Below are 23,447 nucleotides of genomic sequence, written 5' to 3'. Positions count from 1 at the left end.
GCGCTTCAGAGCGGGGCGCTCAAGAACGGGCGCCCTTCGGCAGCCGCCCGGCAAAGTCCGCCACCGCCGCCCGTACGTCCTCCGCCGTCCACTCCAGGCCCGTCGCCGCCACCGTCACCTCCGTCATCGACAGCCCCGGGCCCTTCGTGCCCCAGAAGCCGGTGAAGAGGTAGGTGTTGGTCTCCTCGGCCTGGCGTACCGCCGTCTCCAGCAGTACGTCGGCGTCGTACGGCAGCCAGACCTGGAACTGGTGGGTGTGCGGTTCCTCCGGGTGGACCCGGGCCCAGGGGACGCCCGCCCCGGCGAAGCCCTCGCGCAGCGCCGCGGCGACCACACGCGCGTGGCGGACGTAGTCCGGGAGGCGGGGCAGTTCGCGCTCCAGGCCGATCAGGGCCGCGAGCGCCGTCGGGAACTGCTGGAAGACCATGCCGCCGTAGCGGTGGCGCCAGGTCCTCGCCTCCTCGACCAGGGACCTCGGGCCGGCCAGCGCGGCACCGCCGATGCCGTCGAGGGACTTGTAGAACGACACGTAGACGCTGTCCGCCAGGTCCGCGATCTCCGGCAGGGAGCGGCCGAAGCGGACGGTGGACTCCCACAGGCGTGCGCCGTCGAAGTGCACCACCGCGTCGCGTTCCCGCGCCGCCTCCACCAGCTCCGTGAGCTCCTCCCAGGAGGGCAGGACGAAACCGGCGTCCCTGAGGGGCAGCTCCAGCATCAGCGTGCCGAAGGGCTCCGCGAAGTCGCGTATCTCCTGGGCGGTCGGGAGCCGGGGCTCGCCGGTGACGCGGACCGTGCGCAGGCCGGCCACCTCGCGCAAGGCGTCGCGCTCGTGCACCTCGGGGTGGGCGAGGGCGTGCAGGGCGACCGTGGGGCTGCCGGTGCGGGCCGCCCAGCAGCGCAGGGCGACCTGCTGGGCCATCGTGCCGGTCGGGAAGAACGCGGCGGCCTCCGTGCCCAGCAGAGCCGCGACGCGCCGCTCCAGGGCCTCGACGACGCCGTTGCCGTAGAGGTCCGACGGCTCGTCCAGGTCGTACACCTCGGGGGCCGCCTCCCGGAGCCCCGCGAGCCGCTCGCGGAGCGAGGCCCGCAGGCCGGTGCGCGCCAGGACGCGGGTTGCCTGCCGGTAGGCGTCGGCGCGTCGCCGTCGCATCCGTTCTTCCGCCGGCAGGGGTTCCGCCGGCTGCTCGTCCTGGGCCGTCGCCGTTTCACTCATGCGGTGGATGATGCCGTGGCGCGCCGGCCGGGTGCCCGGCATTTTCCCCGGGGCCGGTGTGACGGGATACCCACAGCCTGTGGACGACCGATCGGCCCCGGACCGGATAGCGTTAACATGACGAGAAATCGTCCGGTACCCAGAGCGGACTGGAACGGGAAGGCCACCCTCGCGTGAGTACAGTCCAACAGCCAGACCCCGGCGACCGCCCCGCGCGGCTCACCGTCGGCGTCGTCGGCGCCGGCCGGGTGGGCCCCGCGCTGGCCGCGTCCCTGCAACTCGCCGGGCACCGTCCGGTGGCCGTCTCCGGGGTCTCCGACGCCTCCCGGCGGCGCGCCGAGGCGATGCTCCCCGACGTCCCGCTGGTACCCCCCGCCGAGGTCCTGCTCCGCGCCGACCTGGTCCTGCTGACCGTCCCCGACGACGCCCTGCCCGGCCTGGTCACCGGCCTCGCCGAGACCGGCGCCGTACGGCCCGGCCAGCTGCTCGTGCACACCTCCGGACGGTACGGCGCGAAGGTCCTGGACCCGGCCCTGCGCGCGGGCGCGCTGCCGCTGGCCCTGCACCCGGCGATGACCTTCACCGGGACGCCGGTGGACGTGCAGCGGCTGGCGGGCTGCTCGTTCGGGGTGACCGCGCCAGAGGAGCTGCGGCTGGCCGCCGAGGCCCTGGTCATCGAGATGGGCGGCGAGCCGGAGTGGATCTCCGAGGAGAACCGCCCGCTCTACCACGCGGCCCTCGCCCTCGGCGCCAACCACCTGGTCACCCTGGTCGCCCAGTCCATGGAGCTGCTGCGCACCGCCGGTGTCGAGGCCCCCGACCGGATGCTCGGCCCGCTCCTCGGCGCGGCCCTGGACAACGCCCTGCGCTCCGGCGACGCGGCACTGACCGGGCCGGTCGCGCGCGGGGACGCGGGCACCGTCGCCGCGCACGTCACTGAGTTGCGCAGGCACGCCCCGCAGGCCGTCGACGGCTACCTGGCGATGGCCCGCGCGACGGCCGACCGGGCGCTCGCGCACGGCCTGCTCAAGCCGGAGCTCGCCGAGGACCTGCTCGGCGTCCTCGCGAACAGCGCCGACGGCCCGACCGGTACGACCGGCATCGACGGCACCGACGGCACCGAGGGGAGCCCCCGATGAGCACCGCCCTGCTGCGCACCGCCGGGGAACTGCACGCGCGCGTACGGCACGGCCGCCGTGCCGTCGTGATGACCATGGGCGCCCTGCACGAGGGCCACGCCACCCTGGTCCGCGCCGCGCGCGAGATCGCCGGCCCGGACGGCGAGGTCGTCGTCACGGTGTTCGTCAACCCGCTCCAGTTCGGCGCCGGCGAGGACCTCGACCGCTACCCGCGCACCCTGGACGCCGACCTCAAGATCGCGGAACAGGCGGGCGCGGACGCCGTGTTCGCCCCGTCCGCCGACGAGGTCTACCCGGGCGGGCGGCCCCAGGTGCGGGTCACCGCGGGGCCGATGGGCACGCTCCTGGAGGGCGCCTCCCGCCCCGGGCACTTCGACGGTGTCCTGACCGTCGTCGCCAAGCTGCTGCACCTCACCCGCCCCGACGTGGCCCTGTTCGGGCAGAAGGACGCCCAGCAGCTGGCCGTGATCCGGCGGATGGTGCGCGACCTGAACTTCGGCATCGAGATCGTCGGCGTACCGACCGTGCGCGAGCCCGACGGGCTCGCGATGTCCAGCCGCAACCGCTACCTGTCGGCCGACGAACGGCGCACGGCGCTCGCGCTGTCCCGCGCGCTGTTCGCGGGCCGCGACCGGCACGCGGCACAGGAGGCGCTGCGTGCGCGGGCGCGCGAGGTGCCGTCCACGCGGGCGCGCGCCGAGGCGCTCAGCGCCATAGGCGAATCCCGCGCGGCCGCCGACGCGCACGCCGTCGCCAAGGCCGTGCCGAACGCCGCCGCGGCGGTCCGCGCGGCCGCCCGCCAGGTCCTGGACGACGCGGTCCACCACGACCCGCCCCTCGCACTGGACTACCTCGCCCTGGTCGACCCGTCCGACTTCACCGAGATCGACGACGACTTCACCGGAGAGGCCGTCCTCGCCGTCGCCGCCCGGGTCGGGACGACCCGGCTGATCGACAACCTTCCGCTCACCTTCGGATCCTTCGGAGCCGCCTCGTGACCAGCACAGGCACCAGCACAGGCACCACCACCGGCATACGGCTGCACGCGCCCGCGCCCGGGTGGAGCATCTCGGCGGACGTGGTCGTCGTCGGGTCCGGGGTGGCCGGGCTGACCGCGGCCCTGCGCTGCCAGGCCGCCGGGCTCACCACGGTCGTCGTCACCAAGGCCCGCCTGGACGACGGCTCCACCCGCTGGGCGCAGGGCGGCATCGCCGCGGCCCTCGGCGAGGGCGACACCCCCGAACAGCACCTCGGGGACACCCTGGTGGCCGGCGTCGGACTCTGCGACGAGGACGCCGTACGGATCCTCGTCACCGAGGGCCCCGGCGCGGTACGGCGGCTCATCGACACCGGCGCCATCTTCGACGAGTCCTCCGAGGGCGGCCTCGACCTCACCCGCGAGGGCGGCCACCACCGGCGCCGGATCGCGCACGCGGGCGGCGACGCCACCGGCGCCGAGGTCTCCCGGGCCCTGGTGGAGGCGGTACGCGCGCGTGGGCTGCGCACCTTCGAGAACGCGCTGGTCCTGGACCTGCTGACCGACGCCGAAGGCCGTACGGCCGGTGTCACCCTGCACGTCATGGGCGAGGGCCAGCACGACGGCGTGGGCGCCGTGCACGCCCCGGCGGTCGTCCTCGCGACCGGCGGCATGGGCCAGGTCTTCTCCGCGACCACCAACCCGTCGGTGTCCACCGGCGACGGCGTGGCCCTGGCGCTGCGCGCCGGCGCGGAGGTCAGCGACCTCGAATTCGTGCAGTTCCACCCGACCGTGCTCTTCCTCGGCCCCGACGCCGAGGGCCAGCAGCCGCTGGTCTCCGAGGCGGTCCGCGGCGAGGGCGCGTACCTGGTCGACGCGGACGGCACCCGCTTCATGGTGGGCCGGCACGAACTGGCGGAGCTGGCGCCCCGGGACATCGTGGCCAAGGGCATCATGCGGCGGATGCAGGAGCAGGACGCCGAGCACATGTACCTCGACGCCCGGCACTTCGGCGCCGACATGTGGGAGCACCGCTTCCCGACCATCCTGGCCGCCTGCCGGGCCAACGGCATCGACCCGGTCACCGAGCCCATCCCGATAGCGCCGGCCGCCCACTACGCCTCCGGGGGCGTGCGCACCGACGCGCGAGGCCGCACCACCGTCCCCGGGCTCTACGCGTGCGGCGAGGTCGCCTGCACCGGCGTGCACGGCGCGAACCGGCTCGCCTCCAACTCCCTCCTCGAAGGCCTCGTCTACGCCGAGCGCATCGCCGCCGACATCACGGCGGCCCGCGCGGAGCACGGCCTGCCCGCACGCGTGCCCGCACCGGTCCCGCACCCCGAGAAGCCCGCGCACCCGCTGCTCGCCCCGGAGAACCGCTTCGCCATCCAGCGGATCATGACCGAGGGCGCCGGCGTGCTGCGCTCCGAGGAGTCCCTCGCCAGGGCCGCCGGACAGCTCCAGCGGCTGCACACGGACGCCCGTGACGCCCTGGACGAGAACGGCAAGACCGCCGAGCCCGGCGTCGACACCTGGGAGGCCACCAACCTCCTGTGCGTCGCGCGGGTGCTCGTCGAGGCGGCCCTCCGCCGCGAGGAGACCCGCGGCTGCCACTGGCGCGAGGACCACGCCGACCGCGACGACGCCCGGTGGGAGCGCCACATCGTCGTACGGCTGAATCCCGACCGCACGCTGGCCGTGGGCACCACCGACACCGCAGACTTCCCCCCTACCCGGCCCCACCAGCCACACCAGGAGCAGTGACAGACGTGAGCACCAACGACCTTCCCCTCGCCGACGGCGGCGGCTGCGGCGACGGCTGTGCCTGTGGCGCCGGGGGCGACGAGGAGTACCTGGAGTGCGGGCTCGACCCCGCGCTCGCCGAACTGCTGGCCGCCGCCGGCCTCGACCCCGTCGAGGTCGAGGACATCGCCAACGTGGCCGTCCAGGAGGACCTGGACAACGGCGTGGACGTGACGACCGTCGCGACGATCCCCGAGGAGGCCGTGGCCACCGGCGACTTCGTCGCGCGCGAGGCCGGTGTCGTCGCGGGCCTGAGGGTCGCCGAGGCCGTGGTCTCCGTGGTCTGCACCGACGAGTTCGAGGTCGAGCGGCACGTCGAGGACGGCGACCGGGTCGAGGCCGGGCAGCGGCTGCTGTCGATCACCACCCGCACCCGCGACCTGCTCACCGCCGAGCGCAGCGCCCTCAACATCCTGAACCGCCTCTCCGGCATCGCGACCGCCACGCGCGCGTGGGCGGACGAGCTGGAGGGCACGGCCACGCGCGTGCGGGACACCCGCAAGACCACTCCGGGGCTGCGCTCCCTGGAGAAGTTCGCGGTGCGCAGCGGCGGCGGCGTCAACCACCGCATGTCGCTCTCCGACGCGGCCCTGGTCAAGGACAACCACGTGGTCGCGGCCGGTGGCGTCGCGCAGGCCTTCAAGGCCGTCCGCGAGGCCTTCCCGGAGCTGGCGATCGAGGTCGAGGTCGACACCCTGCACCAGCTGCGCGAGGTCGTCGACGCGGGCGCCGACCTGATCCTGCTGGACAACTTCACGCCGATGGAGTGCGAGGAGGCCGTCGCGATCGTCGACGGGCGCGCGCTCCTGGAGGCGTCCGGGCGGCTCACGCTGGACAACGCGCGGGCCTACGCCGACACGGGCGTGGACTTCCTGGCCGTCGGCGCCCTCACCCACTCCTCGCCGATCCTGGACATCGGCCTGGATCTGCGCGAGGCGGAGTGACCCCATGCTCCTCACCATCGACGTCGGCAACACCCACACCGTCCTCGGCCTCTTCGACGGCGAGGACATCGTCGAGCACTGGCGCATCTCGACGGACGCCCGCCGTACCGCCGACGAGCTGGCGGTGCTGCTCCAGGGCCTGATGGGCATGCACCCGCTGCTCGGCGACGAGCTCGGCGACGGCATCGACGGGATCGCGATCTGCGCGACCGTGCCGTCCGTGCTGCACGAGCTGCGCGAGGTGACGCGGCGCTACTACGGCGACGTCCCGGCGGTGCTGGTGGAGCCCGGGGTGAAGACCGGGGTGCCGATCCTCACTGACAACCCCAAGGAGGTCGGTGCCGACCGGATCATCAACGCGGTCGCCGCCGTCGAGCTGTACGGGGGACCGGCGATCGTCGTCGACTTCGGTACGGCCACGACCTTCGACGCGGTGTCCGCGCGCGGGGAGTACGTGGGCGGTGTGATCGCGCCCGGTATCGAGATCTCCGTGGAGGCGCTCGGGGTCAAGGGCGCGCAGCTGCGGAAGATCGAGGTGGCCCGGCCGCGGAGCGTGATCGGGAAGAACACGGTGGAGGCCATGCAGGCGGGCATCGTGTACGGGTTCGCCGGGCAGGTCGACGGGGTGGTCGGGCGGATGGCGCGGGAGCTCGCCGACGATCCCGACGACGTGACGGTGATCGCGACGGGTGGGTTGGCGCCGATGGTGCTGGGCGAGTCGTCGGTGATCGACGAGCACGAGCCGTGGCTGACGCTGGTGGGTCTGCGGCTGGTGTACGAGCGGAACGTGTCGCGGATGTGAGCGGCGGGTGGGGTCGGGGAGGGTTCTTCGCCCCCGCCGCCCCTACCCGTCCCGTCCTTCCAGGGGGCGGACCCCCTTCGACCGCCCGTTTCGGGGGCTGCCGCCCCCGGACCCCCGCATCGGCCTTCGGCCTCGTCCTCCGACGCCGGACGGGCTGGGGGGGGGTCCTCCGGAGCGGTGGGATGGGGGCTGAGCGGGTGGCCGGTGGGCGCCACGCCATGCACCCTATGTCGAGTTTGTCTGATTTACGCGTATCTTCGGTTCATGCCCACGCCATACGGATCCCGCGGCGGCATGGCGTTCGGTGCGGAGGAGCTGCGTGTGCTCCGCCGTGCTCTCGCCCTCGCCCTTCACCCCGGTCCCGTCTCCGCCGATGACATCAGGGACTGTCATCGGCTCGCCGAGTCGCTCGACGAGGCGATGTGCGAGGGGGCCCGGCTGCGTGCCTTCCTGGTGGCCGATCTGGCCCGGTACCGCGCCGCCCTGCCGGGGGCCGTCGCCGGTTACCTCACCCTTCTGGAGGAGGCGCTGGGCGCCGGGTACCGGCCCGCCCCGGACGACCTCGCCGCGCTGCGGGCCCTGCGGGGGAACGCCGGCGCCGCCTCTCTCCTCGACCGCTGCCAGAACCTCGCCGAGCGCGACGTACGGGCCCGGCTCGCCCAGGGGGCCCGCACGGTACCGGCACCCGCCGTTCCGGCCTCCAGGGTCCGGCTGACGGCCCTGCCGGGCGGGGTGGCCAAGGAGCCCGAGAAGAAGCCCCGGGAGAAGCCCGCCGAACGGCCCGCCCCGCAGCCCGCGGCTCCCGAGCCCGGCGCGCCGAAGCGGCCCATCCCCACGCCCGGCGAGGTCTTTCCGCGGCGCCGGCCCGCCGCGCCGCCGGCCGGACCCCCGCAGCAGCTCGCCGCGGGCTGAGCGGCGGCCGACACGGCCGCGGGGCGGTTCGCCCACCCCGCCCCTTTCGCCCCGCCCCGCCTGGCTACTCTGGACGCATGGACTACGTCTCCGCGTTGCTGCCTCCGGTCGTCATGGCCGTCTTCTTCATCGGCCTGGTCCGGGTGATCGTGAAGACCCAGGGCGGGGCCGCCAAGGCCAAGGAGGACGCCGCCGTCGACGCCGCCCTGGAGCGGGCCGAGGGCTCCCGCCGGACCGCCGCCGCCTCCAAGGCCGACGGCGCCTGACGCGGCCGCGTCCGCCCCGGGCGTACGACTCGCGCCGCGACTTTCCGAGCCGTACGCCCTTTTTGCTCGCCTTTGTCGGTGAAAGTGCACGTCCGGCACGCGATTGGCTAGATCTCCCACTATTGTTCTGAGCTGTGCCTCGCCCATTGGGAGAACTCGAAGACGCGGTCATGACGCGAGTGTGGAAGTGGAACCGCCCGGTGACCGTTCGAGAAGTCCTGGAAGACCTTCAGCAGGAACGGTCCATCGCGTACACCACCGTGATGACCGTTTTGGACAATCTCCATCAGAAGGGCTGGGTCCGCCGGGAGGCCGAAGGTCGCGCCTATCGATATGAGGCCGTCTCCACCCGGGCCGCCTACGCCGCCGCCCTGATGAACGACGCATGGTCGCAGAGTGACAACCCGGCCGCCGCGCTGGTCGCCTTCTTCGGGATGATGAGCGACGAACAGCGGCAGGCCCTGCGGGACGCCGTACGCATCGTGCAGGGCCCGGATAGCCGGGAAGAGCGGGAAGGGCGCGAAGCCCCGCGAGAGGAGAACCCCGGCTCCGCGGCGGACGCCGGCGGGCGATAGCGTCCGCTCATGTCAGCGACGCGCCCCGAAGTCACCGCAAAAGCCATCACCGTCCGGCGGGCCCGGACCAGCGATGTCCCGGCCGTGCGCGGCCTCCTCGACGCGTACGTTCGCGACCGCATCCTGCTCGACAAAGCCATGGTGACCCTTTACGAGGACATCCAGGAGTTCTGGGTCGCGGAACGCGACGACAACGCCGAGGTGGTCGGCTGCGGCGCGCTGCACGTGATGTGGGAAGACCTCGCGGAAGTGCGCACTCTCGCGGTGAACCGGGGCCTCAAGGGGGCCGGTGTCGGTCATCAGTTGCTGGAGAAGTTGCTGGAGACCGCGCGTTGGCTCGGTGTTCGCCGCGTTTTCTGTCTGACCTTCGAAGTCGAGTTCTTCGGGAAGCACGGCTTCGTGGAGATCGGCGAGACGCCTGTGGACACCGATGTCTACGCGGAGCTGCTGCGTTCCTATGACGAGGGCGTCGCGGAGTTCCTCGGACTCGAACGAGTGAAACCGAACACCTTGGGCAACAGCCGGATGCTTCTGCATCTGTGATCGCCGAGAGGGATCGTGGCGGTACAAGGGCCGACAACGGTCGACAAGGTTCATCGGGGCAGAGATGGTCGGGAGATCGGGCCGCTATTCCGGGCAACCCTCCTTGCCCAGGTGCCCTATGTCCGAAACGCGCATGTTTCCGGGCGGGAGCTGCCCCCTCGGTCTCTCCCAGGGGTTTGTGTTTTTCCCGCAAAAGCGGTTTGCTTTCCGACGTAGTGCAGTACTGCATATAACAGGGGGGCGGCGTAACGGCGGACGCCGCAGACCCCGGCCCTGAAGTTATCGATGAAAGGAAATCCGGTGGCACAGAAGGTTCAGGTCCTTCTTGTCGACGACCTCGACGGCGGCGAGGCGGACGAGACCGTGACGTTCGCGTTGGACGGCAAGACGTACGAGATCGATCTCACGACCGCCAATGCGGACAAGCTGCGAGGTCTTCTCGACGCCTATGTCAAGGGCGGCCGGCGTACCGGTGGCCGTGCTTCGGGCGGACGCGGAAAGGCCCGTGCGGCTTCCGGCGGCAGCCAGGACACCGCGCAGATTCGCGCGTGGGCCAAGGAGAACGGTTACGAGGTCAACGACCGCGGCCGTGTTCCCGCGACCATTCGCCAGGCCTACGAGGACGCCAACGCCTGACTGTCCTCCGGCTCGCGGCCCGCACGCCGCAGTCGGACGCGGTGGCATTCCGTGGCCACCGTGTTCACCAGTCGTACGAGATCGGGGGCGTCTCCGACGCCCCCCATGGCCGACAGTGTCGGCAGCGAGGCCTCGACCTCGCACCCCGACTCGGGGGGCCGCAACCAGACGGCGGCCCCCTGCACGGGCCCGCCCGGACCAGGCCGCAGCGGAGCGTCCAGCGCGCCCCCGGCGCCCAGCGCCCGCAGGTCGAGAGCGAGGGCCGGTGCGCCCCACTCCAGCCAGTCCAGCAGCCCCGGCAGCTCCTCCGCGCTGCCCGCCGCCACCAGCAGCCGCATCCGGCCGTCCTGAAGGGCCACCGGAGAGCCCGGCGCCAGCTGCCCCAGCGCCCGCGTCCCCGCCCGCGCCGGTACCTCCAGCACGTCGAAGCGCACGCCCGTGACCAGCCGCAGCGGCTCTCCGGGCGCCGCGGGCACCGTTGCCCATCCCAGATCGTTCTCGTACCAGTGCCGGAGCCGGCCCGGCTGCCGGGCGTCCGGCACGGCGACGGAACCGGAATCGAACGGGCTACGGGGGTGAGGAACCGTGGAAGCGGCCAGAGGCGCTGTGCCAGCCATGCACCTGCAACCGCCCCCAACCCATTCGAGTTACGCTGGGTGTGCGTACGACTGCACAGAGTCCCGTAAGCGGGCGCGTGCGGAGGTCCGGAGGGACGCAAGGTTGTTCGCCCGTAGCGGAGGGGCCGGGGCCCCACGGCATGGACTGTCGGTAGCAGCGGGTAAGACATCCCTAGTGGGAGGGGGCGACACGCAGGCGAGGCCGTCTCACGTTCGCCATCGGCGTACTGACGGAAGGGGTAACTGCCTGGCCTGCGGGAACATCGTCTCGCACCATCGGGTTGGAGCAGATGTCGGCGTTCGGGGTCAGGAGGCCATCGACGGTGTCGGCAGTTGGAATGAGCGGTCCCCGCTTGCGGGACTAAGCTGCGGAAGGACAGGGAGGGGAAGTTCCCCCCACTGCCTGACCGCTCTGAGGAGCGATTAACGATGTTCGAGAGGTTCACCGACCGCGCGCGGCGGGTTGTCGTCCTGGCTCAGGAAGAAGCCCGGATGCTCAACCACAACTACATCGGCACCGAGCACATCCTCCTGGGCCTGATCCACGAGGGTGAGGGTGTCGCCGCCAAGGCCCTTGAGAGCCTCGGGATTTCGCTCGAGGCGGTCCGCCAGCAGGTGGAGGAGATCATCGGGCAGGGGCAGCAGGCCCCGTCCGGGCACATCCCCTTCACCCCCCGTGCCAAGAAGGTCCTGGAGCTGTCGCTCCGGGAGGCCCTTCAGCTCGGCCACAACTACATCGGCACGGAGCACATCCTGCTCGGCCTGATCCGTGAGGGCGAGGGCGTCGCCGCCCAGGTCCTGGTCAAGCTGGGCGCTGATCTCAACCGGGTGCGGCAGCAGGTCATCCAGCTGCTCTCCGGTTACCAGGGCAAGGAGACCGCCACCGCCGGCGGCCCTGCCGAGGGCACCCCCTCGACGTCCCTGGTCCTCGACCAGTTCGGCCGGAACCTCACCCAGGCCGCTCGTGAGTCCAAGCTCGACCCGGTCATCGGGCGCGAGAAGGAGATCGAGCGGGTCATGCAGGTGCTGTCCCGCCGCACCAAGAACAACCCGGTCCTGATCGGTGAGCCCGGCGTCGGCAAGACCGCCGTCGTCGAGGGCCTCGCCCAGGCCATCGTCAAGGGCGAGGTGCCCGAGACCCTCAAGGACAAGCACCTCTACACCCTGGACCTCGGCGCCCTGGTCGCCGGCTCCCGCTACCGCGGTGACTTCGAGGAGCGCCTGAAGAAGGTGCTCAAGGAGATCCGCACCCGCGGCGACATCATCCTGTTCATCGACGAGCTGCACACGCTGGTCGGTGCGGGTGCCGCCGAGGGCGCCATCGACGCCGCCTCGATCCTGAAGCCGATGCTGGCCCGCGGTGAGCTGCAGACCATCGGTGCCACCACCCTGGACGAGTACCGCAAGCACCTGGAGAAGGACGCGGCCCTGGAGCGCCGCTTCCAGCCCATCCAGGTCGCCGAGCCGTCCCTGCCGCACACGATCGAGATCCTCAAGGGTCTGCGTGACCGGTACGAGGCCCACCACCGGGTCTCCATCACGGACGAGGCGCTGGTCCAGGCCGCCACCCTGGCCGACCGCTACATCTCCGACCGCTTCCTGCCGGACAAGGCGATCGACCTGATCGACGAGGCCGGTTCCCGGATGCGCATCCGCCGCATGACCGCGCCGCCGGACCTGCGCGAGTTCGACGAGAAGATCGCCGCCGTCCGCCGGGACAAGGAGTCCGCGATCGACTCGCAGGACTTCGAGAAGGCCGCCTCCCTGCGGGACAAGGAGAAGCAGCTCCTGGCCGCCAAGGCCAAGCGGGAGAAGGAGTGGAAGGCCGGCGACATGGACGTCGTCGCCGAGGTCGACGGCGAGCTGATCGCCGAGGTCCTCGCCACGGCCACCGGCATCCCGGTCTTCAAGCTGACCGAGGAGGAGTCCTCGCGTCTGCTGCGCATGGAGGACGAGCTCCACAAGCGGGTCATCGGCCAGGTCGACGCCGTCAAGGCGCTGTCGAAGGCGATCCGCCGTACGCGTGCCGGTCTGAAGGACCCGAAGCGCCCCGGTGGCTCGTTCATCTTCGCCGGCCCGTCCGGTGTCGGTAAGACCGAGCTGTCCAAGGCCCTCGCCGAGTTCCTCTTCGGTGACGAGGACGCGCTGATCTCCCTCGACATGTCGGAGTTCAGCGAGAAGCACACGGTGTCGCGGCTCTTCGGTTCGCCCCCCGGCTACGTGGGCTACGAGGAGGGCGGCCAGCTGACCGAGAAGGTCCGCCGCAAGCCGTTCTCCGTCGTCCTCTTCGACGAGGTGGAGAAGGCCCACCCGGACATCTTCAACTCGCTGCTGCAGATCCTGGAGGACGGTCGCCTGACCGACTCCCAGGGCCGGGTCGTGGACTTCAAGAACACGGTCATCATCATGACGACCAACCTCGGCACCCGGGACATCTCCAAGGGCTTCAACCTGGGCTTCGCGGCCACGGGTGACACGAAGTCCAACTACGAGCGCATGAAGAACAAGGTCCAGGACGAGCTCAAGCAGCACTTCCGGCCCGAGTTCCTCAACCGCGTCGACGACGTGGTCGTCTTCCCGCAGCTGACCCAGGAGGACATCCTGCGGATCGTCGACCTGATGGTCGGCAAGGTGGACGAGCGCCTCAAGGACCGGGACATGGGCATCGAGCTCTCCCAGTCCGCCAAGGAGCTGCTCTCCAAGAAGGGCTACGACCCGGTGCTGGGCGCGCGGCCGCTGCGTCGCACGATCCAGCGCGAGATCGAGGACACCCTCTCGGAGAAGATCCTCTTCGGCGAGCTGCGCCCCGGTCACATCGTGGTCGTCGACACGGAGGGCGAGGGCGACACCGCGACCTTCACCTTCCGCGGCGAGGAGAAGTCGGCGCTGCCCGACGTCCCGCCGATCGAGCAGGCGGCCGGCGGAGCCGGACCGAACCTGAGCAAGGAGGCGTAGCCCTTCCGGGGCTGAGCCGTTGAAAGGGGCCGGTGCCTTCGGGCTTCGGCCCCTTTCGTGTGGTCAGCTGGGTCAGCGGCTGACCATGTCAACGGTGACGTCCGGGAAGAGCGCCGCATAGCGGTCGGCGGGAAAGTCCTTGCCAGGGTAGGTCTGCAGGGTCACCCGGCGCAGGCCTGGAAGGCGCGAGGCGAGGACGGACAGATCCTCGGCGCCGTGCATGGCCGGGACCCGAAGGGACTCGATGCCGGGCAGTTCGGGCATGGCCTCGACGGAGTCCGGGAAATCAGTGACGATCCGTGCGCTCAGGTGGAGGCCGGTCAACTGCGGGAGCGCGGCGACCGATCTCCAGTCGTCGGCCGTGACGGGCGTTGCCAGCGGACCGAGGCTGAGTTCCGTGAGCGTCGTCCAGTGCTCCAGCCCGTGCAGGCCGGTTCGTAGCGTGGTGTCGCGGCCCAGGAAGAGGAATTCCAGCGCGGCACCGATCGGGAGGACGTCGGTGAGGCTGCCTCCAGGGAGCTCCTGCGCCAGGGACAAGCGCAGGAGCGAGCCCAGTGACCGGAGGCCGGTGAGGTTGGTGATCCGCCCCAGGGTGAGGTCGGTGAGGGGCAGTTCGGCCAGCTGGTACAGGCCGTACGAGGCGGTGCAGCCGTCGAGCCGCAGCGTTTCGAGCGAACCGAACGGCAGCAGGGCGCCCAGGTGGGTGAGACGCGGGTTGCTCCGCAGGTCGAGGCCGGTCACCGACTCGGGGGTCGGCACGGTCGCCAGGATGTCCTCGACGGGGTGATCGCCCAGGAAGGCCAGGCGGTGCCAGGGGCGCGTCCCCGCCAGGGCGAGGCGCTGTTCGGCCGACTCGCAAGTGACGAAGAGATCCGAGCGATCCAGGTGGTCCAGCACCTCCGCCGCGTACTCCACGGTGTCGAAACGGCTCCAGGTGCCGACGAGCTGCCGTCGTACGTCGAGATCCCGGTGGTGACGGAATCTGCGCAGGACGGCCAACGCTCCCTCCGGCTCCTCGGTGCCCAGCACCGAGGCCGTGACCGTCACCCCCAGCGCCTCCGCGTCGGTCAGCCCGTCCGGCCCGGGCAGCAGCTCCAGTACCAGCGGCCCGGCCTCCGCCAGGAGCTTCGCGTCCTCGTTCGTGCGCGGTGGGATCAGTGCGGCCGCTCGCGCCTCCACGTCCGCCCGCACCACGGGATCCAACGCCGTCGCATGTTCCAGGCAGGCCAGGGCCAGCAGCGTCAGGCGGGGTTGCTCCCCGGACAGCAGCCGCCGTAGCAGCGAGGCCCGTTCCCGGGGCCGGGCGTGAGCGACGGCCATGCGGATCACGTCCTCCCACTGGGTGTCGTCCGCATGGCTCGTCAGGACGTCCAGGTGGCCCTCCTCCACCGCGTACCGCGCGCCCAGGTAGTCCTGGAAGGTGCGGTGGACGAAGTCCAGGACGCCGTCGGCCGGTTGGCGGACCAGGCCGCTGCGCAGCAGCAGGGTGCGCAGGACGGTGGGTGCGTCCGCCTGCCGTCCCGGCAGCGCGATCGTCGGCAGGCAGCGCTCCACGATCCCCTCGGCCGTCTCCATGTCCATCTCCGTGCTGCCGCTCAGCACCAGCGCATAGGCCAGGCGTTGCAGCAGCTCCAGCTGGGCCTCCTCGCCCAGTTCCACCTCGTCCACCGCGCCCATGCCGCGTTCCCGGTCCCGGCGGGCCAGCAGCATCGCGAGGGCGGCGTCGTACAGCTCCTTGCGGCCGGTGGGGAGGTAGCCGCGGCGTTCGCGGTGCAAGGCGCAGATCAGGCCGCACATCAGGGGGTTGGTGGCGAGCCGGGCGAGGTCGCGTTTGGTGCGCAGGGAGTCGAGGAGCGGGCCCTCGAACTGCGCGGCCTCGGCCGCCGTGTGCCAGCGGTGGACGAAGGTCGCGACGTCCGGGCGGCGCATGGGGGCCAGGGTCAGTTCGCGGAAGTCCTCCGTGGCGAGCCAGGCCTGGCGGACCGCGGTGGGGCGGGAGGTCAGGAGCCAGCGGTTGCCCGGGAACGCGTGCATGAGGGAGCCGAGCCAGTCGCGCGTGCGGTGGCGGTCCGTGGCGGAGATCTCGTCCAGTCCGTCGACGAGGATCAGGCCGCGGCCCGCTGCCAGGACGCGTTCCGCCCAGCCCTCGGGCGCGGAGAGGGGACAGCTCGTCGCCGACAGGAAGGCGGCCGGGGCAGGAAAGGGGTCGGCGCCGCGGATCAGGGTGCGTAGCGGGAGGACGAACGGGATGTGGGTGGCTTCGCGCGCCGCCGTCACCGCCAGCCACTGGACCAGGGTCGTCTTGCCGGAGCCCGCGTCGCCCCGCAGCAGGACCCGGTCGTGGTCGGCGAAGGCCTCCTCGGCGGGGAGCTGCAGGACGACGGGGGCCGTGCCGGGGTCGTCCCCGGGGGCGGGGTGGGCGCCGTCGGCCGTCGCCTCCAGGCTCAGATAGGCGACTTCCAGCGGCCAGCGGTCGGGGGAGTCCCGCAGGTCGATGCCGTAGATGGTGATGTGGTTGTGGCGTTCGGCCACATAGGCGCGGTAGCGGCGCTCGAAGGCGGTGTCGCGGGAGTCGGGCCGTGGCGTGCGGGCGATCAGCTTGTCGATCTTCGCGACGAGTTCGGCCTGGCTCCGGGTCTGTTCCACGAGGGTGCGGGCCACGAAGGTGGAGCGGCGGGTGAAGAACTCCAGGATCTGCAGGCAGGCCCACTCCGTCGCGGAGTCGAGGAAGTGGTCGGCGTCGGCGGAGAGGCCGTCGGGGGCGGCTGCCGTGTGTGCCAGCTTCGCGGCCAGTTCGCGGTGGCCCAGCCGTACGGCCTGGACATCGTCCATGTCGAGATCGCCCAGGGCGAGCAGTCTGCGGGCCAGTGCGTCGGCGACGGCGATCTGTTCCCCGGTCGGGAACGGCGGCTCACCGGGCGAGTCGACCGCCTGCCGGACCACGTGCTCGGCGAGCCTGTGCACGTCCTTCTCGACGAGCGCGCGCTTCTCGCCGCGGAAGGACACCAGGCTCTTCAGCCGCACCGGCCGGTCCACCAGCCCCGCGCCCGGGCCGTCCGCCACGAACAGCTTCTTCAGCAGCGGGCCCATCAGGCTCGACGCCAGCTTGCCGCCCAGTACCGTCGGCTCCATCCGCCCACCCCCGTGATTCGCGCGAACGGATGGAGCCTAGCGGGGGGTTACGACAGCTGGCCGTTGTAGTCCGGCAGCTTGAACGTCTTGTCGGCGTGGCCGCCCGAGAGGTCGGTGGCGCTGTTGCCGATGTTCGCGATGATGTCGTAGCCCTTGTTCTCGATGTCGACGCGCTGGGCGGTCTTGTAGGCGGCGACGTCCTTGAACAGGTCGAGGAAGCCGCGCACGTAGAGGCCGGAGACCTGGTAGCCGTCATGTTCGAGGTTGTACTCGGTGGGCAGGTAGATGATCCCGGGGCGGGCCGTGACGAAGAACAGGGAGACGCCGTGCTCCTGGGCGTACCTGGCCACGTTCAGCACCGGCTTGTTGGCGGGCTGGGGGAAGCTGAAGCCGAAGTCGGTCTCCAGCGTGGTGTTGTCGATGTCGAAGACGATCGCCTGCTTCTCGCCCGGCCGGGCGGTGGCGATGCGCTCCTCCAGGTAGGGCAGGGCCTGGTCCATCACGGACTGGCAGTCCTGCTGCCAGGTGGCGTAGTCGACCGTGGTGGAACTGCTCTCCGTCGCTGCCTGGGCCGGCGCGGCCAGCCCGGCGAGCGCGGCCACGGAGACGGCGGTGACGGATATGCGGCGGGTCCAGGTACCTGTGGTCATGGGGGAGGGGTGTCCTCTCACGTCATGGCTGGGTGTGTCAGGGGCATGGTGAGTGGGGCAGGTGGCGCGAGGGGAACCGTAGGGTTACCGATGGGTAGGTGGCTAGAGGTGTGCGCCATAAACACGCGCCTCCGTGGACTTTCCGTACGACGGCGGTCGGCCGGGGTGGCGCCCGTCACCTTTCGGCGGGGGGCGGATCCCGGCAGCCGGTGACATACCGCACGGGCGAAACGTCCCCTACTAGGGCGGATAGTGGGGTGCCCTGCGCGGGCGGGGCGGTCCTTTGCCCCGGAGTCGTGCCGACGTTCGGAACCGGCGGCGGGACCTTGTCCGCCAGGTCGACTCTGTCAAGAAAGAGTCAATTTTTGGCATGAATACTAGGGCATGTCGTAGAAAAGCGGCTTGAGCTGGTTCCTTCCTCCGGGTTACCAAGAGATGCCCCGTTCGGCGGCCGCCCCTGTGGGCCGGTGCTGCTGGAGGGGGGTCCTGCTGTCTACCCCACGAGGTTTCGATGTCCCTGCGCGCCGCTTTCCGTGCCCCCCGTACGTCCTCGCTCCGCAAGCGGGCCGCCGTTCTGGCCGCCGGTGTCGGGGTCACGGCCGTGGTGGGGTCGGGGATCGCGTCGGCCGCCACCCCCGGTGCCGCCGCCTGGGTCGACCCGGTGAAGAAGTACACGCTCTCCGCGAGCTTCGCCCAGTCCGGCGGCCTGTGGAGCGCCAAGCACAGCGGGCAGGACTTCGCCGTGCCGACCGGCACCGACGTCGTCGCCGCGCACGGCGGCACCGTCGTCAAGGCCGGCGGCAACGGCGCCGGTGACGGTCCCGCGTACGGCAACGCCGTCGTCGTCAGGCACGGCAACGGCCAGTACTCGCAGTACGCCCACCTGTCCCGCGTCGACGTCAGGCCGGGGCAGGTCGTCAGGACCGGCCAGCACATCGGCCTGTCCGGCAGCACCGGCAACTCCACCGGTCCGCACCTGCACTTCGAGATCCGCACGACCCCGAACTACGGCTCCGCGGTCAACCCGGTCGCCTTCCTGCGCGCCAAGGGCGTGATCGTCTAAGGGGCACGCGGCGAACGGCGCCGCGCGACACGGCGCCGACCGTCGGCCGGGGTGAGCGGGGGCACCTCCGGCCGGCGGTCGGGTGTCGGGCCGGGATGTTTTCGGCTTGGCCGGCGGTCGGGTGTCGGGTCGGGGTGGATGGGGGTGCCTTCGGCCGGGCGACCACGGACGAGGTGATCGAAGTCGGCGACCGGCCGTCGGCTGGCAGCCGACGCCCCACGGGCCGCCTGGCCCGCCGGGGCGGCCTGGCCCGCCGGGGCCGCCCGGACCGCTCGAACGCCCGTGACCGTGTGGACCGTGCGGCTGGGCCGCTACCCTGCTGGGCGCAACCGGGCTCGGCGCGCTGATGGGCCGGGGTGGACAGGAGTGCCTTCGGTCGGCGGTGCCGCAGGCTACGCGGGGTGCGTGCCCCTGTGCGCCTGGGTCACCAGATCCACGGCGACCTCCAGGACCGCCTCGCGCTTCTGCTGGGGGTCGCCCTCGACGTCCTGCATCACGAACATGCCGGCGTGCAGTGTGAAGAGCGCGCTGATGCAGCGGATCTGGTCGGTCAGGGCCGCGTCCGGGTCGATGATGATGTTCCGCAGGCCGCGCATCCGGTCCTTGAAGGTGTCGCCGATCCGCAGCTCCCGGACCGTCGCCTGGTTCTCCTGCATGAACCGGAACAGGGGTTCGGCGTCGGTGAGCGCCTGGTGGTACCGCCGTACGATCTCCTGCTTGGTCTCCAGTGTGTGCGGCTGGCCCTTGCCCCACTCGATCAGGTCCTCGATCGGCCGCGTCAGGTCCTCGAAGACGCTGACCAGGATCTCTTCCTTGGTCTTGAAGTGGTAGTACAGGGCCGCCTTGGTCACGTCGAGGCGCTCGGCGATCTCCCGCAGGGAGGTCTTCTCGTAGCCCTGCTCGGCGAAGAGTTCGAGCGCCACGTCCTGGATGCGCTGGCGGGTGTTCCCGCGGCGCTGCTGCTTGGTGCCGTCCATGGTGACGCTCATCCTCTAACTCCTCGCACTCCCACGAAAACTTGCTTGCCGCCCGGCTAGTAAACTTACTTGACGCCCGGCTAGTGACAGGTCTACCTTCCCAGTGTAGTGAACTAGCCGGGCGGCAAGTAAGTACCTGTCGCCAGGGGGAGTGGGAGAGATGGCGGACACCCAGGCGGCCGAGACCGGCCAGGAGACTCCGGAGGCACCGGAAGCGGCCGCGCAGCCGCAGGACCGGCCGGAGAAGGAACCGAAGAGCGTACGGGTCGTGATCCTCGCGCTCATGGTCGCGATGATGCTCGCGATGCTCGACAACATGATCGTGGGCACCGCGATGCCGACGATCGTGGGTGAGCTGGGCGGTCTGGAGCACCTGTCGTGGGTCGTGACCGGCTACACCCTCGCGACCGCGGCGGCCACCCCGCTCTGGGGCAAGATCGGTGACATGTACGGGCGCAAGGGCGCCTTCATGACCTCCATAGTCATCTTCCTGATCGGCTCCGCGCTCAGCGGAATGGCCCAGGACATGGGGCAGCTGATCGGGTTCCGTGCCGTCCAGGGCCTCGGCGCCGGCGGTCTGATGGTCGGCGTCATGGCGATCATCGGTGACCTCGTGCCGCCCCGTGAGCGCGGCAAGTACCAGGGCATGATGGCCGGCGTCATGGCGCTCGCCATGATCGGCGGCCCGCTGGTCGGCGGCACCATCACCGACAACTGGGGCTGGCGCTGGGCCTTCTACATCAACCTGCCGCTCGGCGTGGTCGCGCTGGCCGCCATCAGCGCCGTACTGCACCTGCCGAAGAAGCGGAACAAGACGCGCATCGACTACCTGGGCGCCGGTCTGCTGACCCTGGGCATCACCTCGATCGTGCTGGTCACCACCTGGGGCGGCTCCCAGTACGCCTGGACCTCCGCGCGGATCATGGAACTGATCGCCATCGGCGTCGTCGCCCTGATCGGCTTCGTGTTCTGGCAGACCAAGGCCGCCGAGCCGATCGTGCCGCTGCACATCTTCCGCAGCCGCAACTTCACCCTGATGTCGATCATCGGCTTCATCGTGGGCTTCGTGATGTTCGGCGCCACGCTGTTCCTGCCGCTCTACCAGCAGGCCGTGCAGGGCGCCTCCGCGACCAACTCCGGTCTGCTGCTGCTCCCGATGCTCGGCGCGATGCTGGTGACCTCGATGGTCGCCGGCCGGGTCACCACCAACACCGGCCGCTACAAGATCTTCCCCCTCGCGGGCGGAGTGCTGCTCACCCTCGGCCTGTACCTGCTGTCCACCATGGACACCGACACCACCCGGTTCGTCTCCGGCGTGTACATGGCCGTCGTCGGCCTCGGCATGGGCTGCCTGATGCAGATCACCATGCTGGTCGCGCAGAACAGCGTGGAGATGAAGGACATGGGCGTCGCGTCCTCGTCCACCACCCTCTTCCGTACCCTCGGCTCGTCCTTCGGTGTCGCCATCATGGGCGCGATCTTCAACGACCGGGTCAAGGACGTCATGGCCCAGCGGGCCGGCTCCCTGGGCTCCAAGATCACCGAACAGTCGGCGCAGCTGGACGCGAAGAGCCTGGCGAAGCTCCCGGCCGCGGCGCGCGAGGCGTACCAGCACGCGGTGTCGGCCGGCACCCACTCGGCGTTCCTGCTCGGGGCCGTGATCGCGGTGCTGGTGCTGGTGGCGGCGGTGTTCGTGAAGGAGGTCCCGCTGAAGGGCGGGCCGCAGAAGACGGACGAGGCGGCACCGATGCCGGTGGTCGAGGCCGTCTGAGCGAGGCCCCGGTCGCCGGGGCCGGCTGAGCGATGCGCGGGTGGTTCCGGGGCTACGGCCCCCGGGGCCGCCCGCTTCGTCGTTCCGGGCCGAGAACGGGCGGCGTGGACGGACCGCGGCAGCTGCGCCTCGCCGAGGACGCCATGGGCCGGGACCGGGACCGGGACCGGGCCGACCCGGCTCCCGACCTCGACGCGGTCGCCGCGCACGCCGGGTACTCGCGGTACCACTTCCTCCGCTTCCTTTGCGCCTTCAAGGAGGCGTACGGCGAGACACCCGGCCAGTACCGACCGGAGGGCTGAGTGAAGGGCCGACTGGAGGGTCGGCGAAGGGCCTGTCGGGAGGGGCGTGGTCAGTCGCGGTCGGCCGTGCCCGGCTGCGGGCGGCTGTTCGTCAGCGGTTTCCCGACTGGGCGGGTCCCGGCAGCATCGGATAGCTGCCCGTGGCCGTCGGGGCGTGTTCCGGGAGCCAGAGGACGGCCACCGCGCCCTCCGCCGGGATGTGTTCGGGCGAGCCCGCGGGACGGATGTTGCGGAAGGTCAGGCGGGCGCCCAGGACGCGTGCCTGGCCGGCCGCGATGGTCAGGCCCAGCCCGTGGCCCTGGCCCGCGCGGTCCTCGCTGCCGGTGCGGAAGCGGCTCGGCCCCTCGGCGAGGAGCTTCTCGGGGAAGCCGGGGCCGTGGTCACGGACCCGGATGACCCGGCCCTCGACGGTCACCTCGACGGGCGGCTTCCCGTGCCGTGCCGCGTTGGCGAGCAGGTTGATCAGCACGCGCTCCAGCCGCCGCGGATCGGTGGTGACCTCCGACTCGTGCACCACCCGCACCTCGATCCCCGGGTCTTTCGCGGCCACCCGCCGGGTCACGAACTCGCCCAGCATGATGTCCTGCAGCTCGGCCCGCTCGGAGGCGCTGTCCAGGCGGGCCACCTCCAGCACGTCCTCGACGAGGGTGCGCATCGCCTTCGCCCGGTCCAGGACGAGCTCGGTGGGGCGGCCGGGCGGGAGCAGTTCGGCCGCCGTGAGCAGACCCGTCACCGGCGTCCGCAGCTCGTGCGCGATGTCGGCCGTCACCCGCCGCTCGGCCTCAAGGCGTTGCTGCAACGCGTCCGCCATGGCGTCCACCGCCCGCGCCAGGTCGTCGGTCTCGTCCCGTACGACCCCGCCGATCGCCTCCCGCACCCGCACGTCCGGTTCGCCCTGGGCGACCTGGTTGGCCGCGGCCGCCGCCTTCCGCAGCCGCCGGGAGAGCTGCCCGCCGATCAGCACCCCGAGCGCGCTGCCGCCGAGGACGACCGCGATGGAGCCGATGACGAGGGCCTGGTCGAGGTCGTTCAGCACATCGCTGCTGCGGTTCGCGAAGGTGCTGTGCAGGGACAGCACCCGCCCGTCCTTGGCCTGCACCGCGGCCCAGATGTCCGGTGCGCCGGTGCCGTGGTCGATGACGTCGGTCGCCCGGCGGCCCGCGTCGACCCGCTCGCGCAGGGCCGGCGGCAGCCGGGGGTCGTCGACCTTGACGTCCGGGAAGTTGGCCCTCCCGTACAGCTCGTAGTTGCGCTGGGCGATCTGCAGCCGCTCGTTGGCCAGGTCGCGCGCGTTGTCCAGCATCGAGACCCGGGCGGCGTTGTGCACCACCAGGCTCAGCGCGATCGCGACCAGCGCGCCGACCAGCGCGATCGCCGCGCTCAGCTTCCATCTGAGTCCGGTGCGCAGACCCGGACCCTGGTACCGGCTGGAGAACCCCCGCATGACCGCCTCGCTCAGGCCTTCAACTTGTAGCCGAAACCACGGACCGTCTCGATCCGGTCCTGGCCGATCTTGGTGCGCAGCCGCTGCACATGGACGTCGACGACCCGGGTGTCCCCGCCCCAGCCGTAGTCCCAGACGCGTTCCAGCAGCTTGTCGCGGGAGAGCACGGTCCCCGGTGCCGAGGAGAACTCCAGGAGCAGCCGCATCTCGGTGGGCGTCAGCCCGACCGGCTGCCCGGACCGGCGTACCTCCATGCCCTCCGTGTCGATCTCCAGCTCGCCGAAGGTGAGCATCCCGCCCGTCACCGCCGCCGCGTCCTCGTGCGGCCGCTCGCCGCCGCTCGCGTGCCCGAAGCGGCGCAGCACCGCCCGGATCCGGGCGACCAGCACGGCGCCGTCGAACGGCTTGGTGACGTAGTCGTCGGCGCCCGCCTCCAGGCCCAGCACCACGTCGATCGAGTCGGCGCGCGCCGACAGCATGATCACCGGGACGGTCGACTCGTCCCGGATGCGCCGACACAGACTCACCCCGTCCAGGCCGGGGACCATCACGTCCAGCAGGGCGATGTCGGGCCGGTCGGCGCGGAAGGCCTCCAGTCCGGACAGGCCGTCGGGCATGGCGGTGACCGCGAAGCCGTCCCGCTCCAGCGCGAGCTGGGTGGCCTCGCGGATGACGTCGTCGTCCTCGACGAACAGCACGTGGGTCTGGTCTGCCATCCCGGCTCTCT

Annotated in this window: 20 protein-coding genes and 1 pseudogene; 14 read left to right on the top strand and 7 right to left on the bottom strand. The window is 71.4% G+C overall.

Annotated elements, in window-relative coordinates; genetic code table 11:
• Positions 1-19: 19 nt before the first annotated feature.
• On the bottom strand, positions 20-1,213 hold the full coding sequence (locus IEZ11_RS14490) for a threonine aldolase family protein (protein ID WP_189263142.1): 1,194 nt from the start codon (positions 1,211-1,213) through the stop codon (positions 20-22).
• Between the two features lie 173 nt (positions 1,214-1,386).
• Between IEZ11_RS14490 and IEZ11_RS14485 the strand changes: the two genes are divergently transcribed.
• From IEZ11_RS14485 to IEZ11_RS14440, 10 genes are all read left to right on the top strand, one after another.
• The gene (locus IEZ11_RS14485; protein WP_189263141.1) at positions 1,387-2,352 is read left to right on the top strand and encodes a Rossmann-like and DUF2520 domain-containing protein; all 966 of its coding nucleotides are present in this window, start codon (positions 1,387-1,389) and stop codon (positions 2,350-2,352) included.
• Entirely contained in the window at positions 2,349-3,350 is a 1,002-nt protein-coding gene (panC, locus tag IEZ11_RS14480; RefSeq protein WP_189263140.1) for a pantoate--beta-alanine ligase, read from the top strand. Before IEZ11_RS14485 ends, panC begins: the two co-directional genes overlap by 4 nt.
• Positions 3,347-5,092, top strand: coding sequence for an L-aspartate oxidase (locus tag IEZ11_RS14475; RefSeq protein ID WP_189263139.1), 1,746 nt, complete (start codon positions 3,347-3,349; stop codon positions 5,090-5,092). The genes panC and IEZ11_RS14475 overlap by 4 nt, the downstream gene beginning before the upstream one ends.
• A gap of 5 nt (positions 5,093-5,097) precedes the next feature.
• Positions 5,098-6,075 carry a carboxylating nicotinate-nucleotide diphosphorylase gene (gene nadC / locus IEZ11_RS14470; RefSeq protein WP_189263138.1) on the top strand — a complete coding sequence of 326 codons (978 nt, stop codon included), beginning with the start codon at positions 5,098-5,100 and terminating at the stop codon, positions 6,073-6,075.
• A 4-nt stretch (positions 6,076-6,079) separates the two neighbouring features.
• On the top strand, positions 6,080-6,877 hold the full coding sequence (locus IEZ11_RS14465; RefSeq protein ID WP_189263137.1) for a type III pantothenate kinase: 798 nt from the start codon (positions 6,080-6,082) through the stop codon (positions 6,875-6,877).
• A 294-nt stretch (positions 6,878-7,171) separates the two neighbouring features.
• The gene (locus IEZ11_RS14460; protein WP_189263458.1) at positions 7,172-7,789 is read left to right on the top strand and encodes a hypothetical protein; all 618 of its coding nucleotides are present in this window, start codon (positions 7,172-7,174) and stop codon (positions 7,787-7,789) included.
• Positions 7,790-7,866: 77 nt separating this feature from the next.
• Positions 7,867-8,055 (top strand): hypothetical protein, encoded by a 189-nt coding sequence (locus IEZ11_RS14455; protein WP_189263136.1) that lies wholly within the window; start codon positions 7,867-7,869, stop codon positions 8,053-8,055.
• A 170-nt stretch (positions 8,056-8,225) separates the two neighbouring features.
• Entirely contained in the window at positions 8,226-8,630 is a 405-nt protein-coding gene (locus IEZ11_RS14450) for a BlaI/MecI/CopY family transcriptional regulator (protein WP_189263135.1), read from the top strand.
• Between the two features lie 9 nt (positions 8,631-8,639).
• Entirely contained in the window at positions 8,640-9,173 is a 534-nt protein-coding gene (locus IEZ11_RS14445; protein ID WP_189263134.1) for an amino-acid N-acetyltransferase, read from the top strand.
• 300 nt (positions 9,174-9,473) lie between these two features.
• The gene (locus tag IEZ11_RS14440; RefSeq protein WP_189263133.1) at positions 9,474-9,809 is read left to right on the top strand and encodes a histone-like nucleoid-structuring protein Lsr2; all 336 of its coding nucleotides are present in this window, start codon (positions 9,474-9,476) and stop codon (positions 9,807-9,809) included.
• Here the strand turns inward: IEZ11_RS14440 and IEZ11_RS14435 are convergent.
• A complete protein-coding gene (locus IEZ11_RS14435) occupies positions 9,788-10,426 on the bottom strand; it encodes an SCO3374 family protein (RefSeq protein WP_189263132.1) in 639 nt (212 codons plus the stop codon). The genes IEZ11_RS14440 and IEZ11_RS14435 overlap by 22 nt on opposite strands.
• Before the next feature lie 429 nt (positions 10,427-10,855).
• On the opposite strand from IEZ11_RS14435, the gene IEZ11_RS14430 reads away from it, so the two are divergent.
• The gene (locus IEZ11_RS14430; RefSeq protein WP_189263131.1) at positions 10,856-13,381 is read left to right on the top strand and encodes an ATP-dependent Clp protease ATP-binding subunit; all 2,526 of its coding nucleotides are present in this window, start codon (positions 10,856-10,858) and stop codon (positions 13,379-13,381) included.
• A 72-nt stretch (positions 13,382-13,453) separates the two neighbouring features.
• Here IEZ11_RS14430 and IEZ11_RS14425 read toward each other — a convergent pair whose 3' ends face one another.
• Positions 13,454-16,513 carry an NACHT domain-containing protein gene (locus IEZ11_RS14425; protein WP_189263130.1) on the bottom strand — a complete coding sequence of 1,020 codons (3,060 nt, stop codon included), beginning with the start codon at positions 16,511-16,513 and terminating at the stop codon, positions 13,454-13,456.
• Between the two features lie 47 nt (positions 16,514-16,560).
• The gene (locus IEZ11_RS14420; RefSeq protein ID WP_189263129.1) at positions 16,561-17,163 is read right to left on the bottom strand and encodes an HAD family acid phosphatase; all 603 of its coding nucleotides are present in this window, start codon (positions 17,161-17,163) and stop codon (positions 16,561-16,563) included.
• A gap of 511 nt (positions 17,164-17,674) precedes the next feature.
• Between IEZ11_RS14420 and IEZ11_RS14415 the strand changes: the two genes are divergently transcribed.
• Positions 17,675-18,226: a M23 family metallopeptidase gene (locus IEZ11_RS14415; protein WP_189263128.1), complete on the top strand. Its 552-nt coding sequence runs from the start codon at positions 17,675-17,677 to the stop codon at positions 18,224-18,226.
• Positions 18,227-18,618: 392 nt separating this feature from the next.
• Here IEZ11_RS14415 and IEZ11_RS14410 read toward each other — a convergent pair whose 3' ends face one another.
• Positions 18,619-19,215, bottom strand: a complete 597-nt coding sequence (locus tag IEZ11_RS14410; RefSeq protein WP_189263127.1) for a TetR/AcrR family transcriptional regulator — start codon at positions 19,213-19,215, stop codon at positions 18,619-18,621.
• A gap of 148 nt (positions 19,216-19,363) precedes the next feature.
• Between IEZ11_RS14410 and IEZ11_RS14405 the strand changes: the two genes are divergently transcribed.
• Together IEZ11_RS14405 and IEZ11_RS14400 are read left to right on the top strand one after the other, a co-directional pair.
• Positions 19,364-20,974 (top strand): MDR family MFS transporter, encoded by a 1,611-nt coding sequence (locus IEZ11_RS14405; RefSeq protein ID WP_189263126.1) that lies wholly within the window; start codon positions 19,364-19,366, stop codon positions 20,972-20,974.
• 143 nt (positions 20,975-21,117) lie between these two features.
• Positions 21,118-21,261: pseudogene (locus IEZ11_RS14400) on the top strand (helix-turn-helix transcriptional regulator); the annotation flags it as partial.
• Positions 21,262-21,367: 106 nt separating this feature from the next.
• On the opposite strand, the gene cseC reads toward IEZ11_RS14400, so the two are convergent.
• Complete coding sequence (gene cseC / locus IEZ11_RS14395) at positions 21,368-22,720, bottom strand: two-component system sensor histidine kinase CseC (RefSeq protein WP_189263125.1); 1,353 nt, start codon at positions 22,718-22,720, stop codon at positions 21,368-21,370.
• Positions 22,721-22,731: 11 nt separating this feature from the next.
• Positions 22,732-23,436 carry a two-component system response regulator CseB gene (cseB, locus tag IEZ11_RS14390; RefSeq protein WP_189263124.1) on the bottom strand — a complete coding sequence of 235 codons (705 nt, stop codon included), beginning with the start codon at positions 23,434-23,436 and terminating at the stop codon, positions 22,732-22,734.
• Between the last annotated feature and the right edge of the window lie 11 nt (positions 23,437-23,447).

The organism is Streptomyces fuscichromogenes, from assembly GCF_014645815.1.
Lineage (GTDB): Bacteria > Actinomycetota > Actinomycetes > Streptomycetales > Streptomycetaceae > Streptomyces > Streptomyces fuscichromogenes.
The sequence above is the reverse complement of the archived record's forward strand: the minus strand, read 5'-3'. Positions and strand labels throughout refer to the sequence as shown.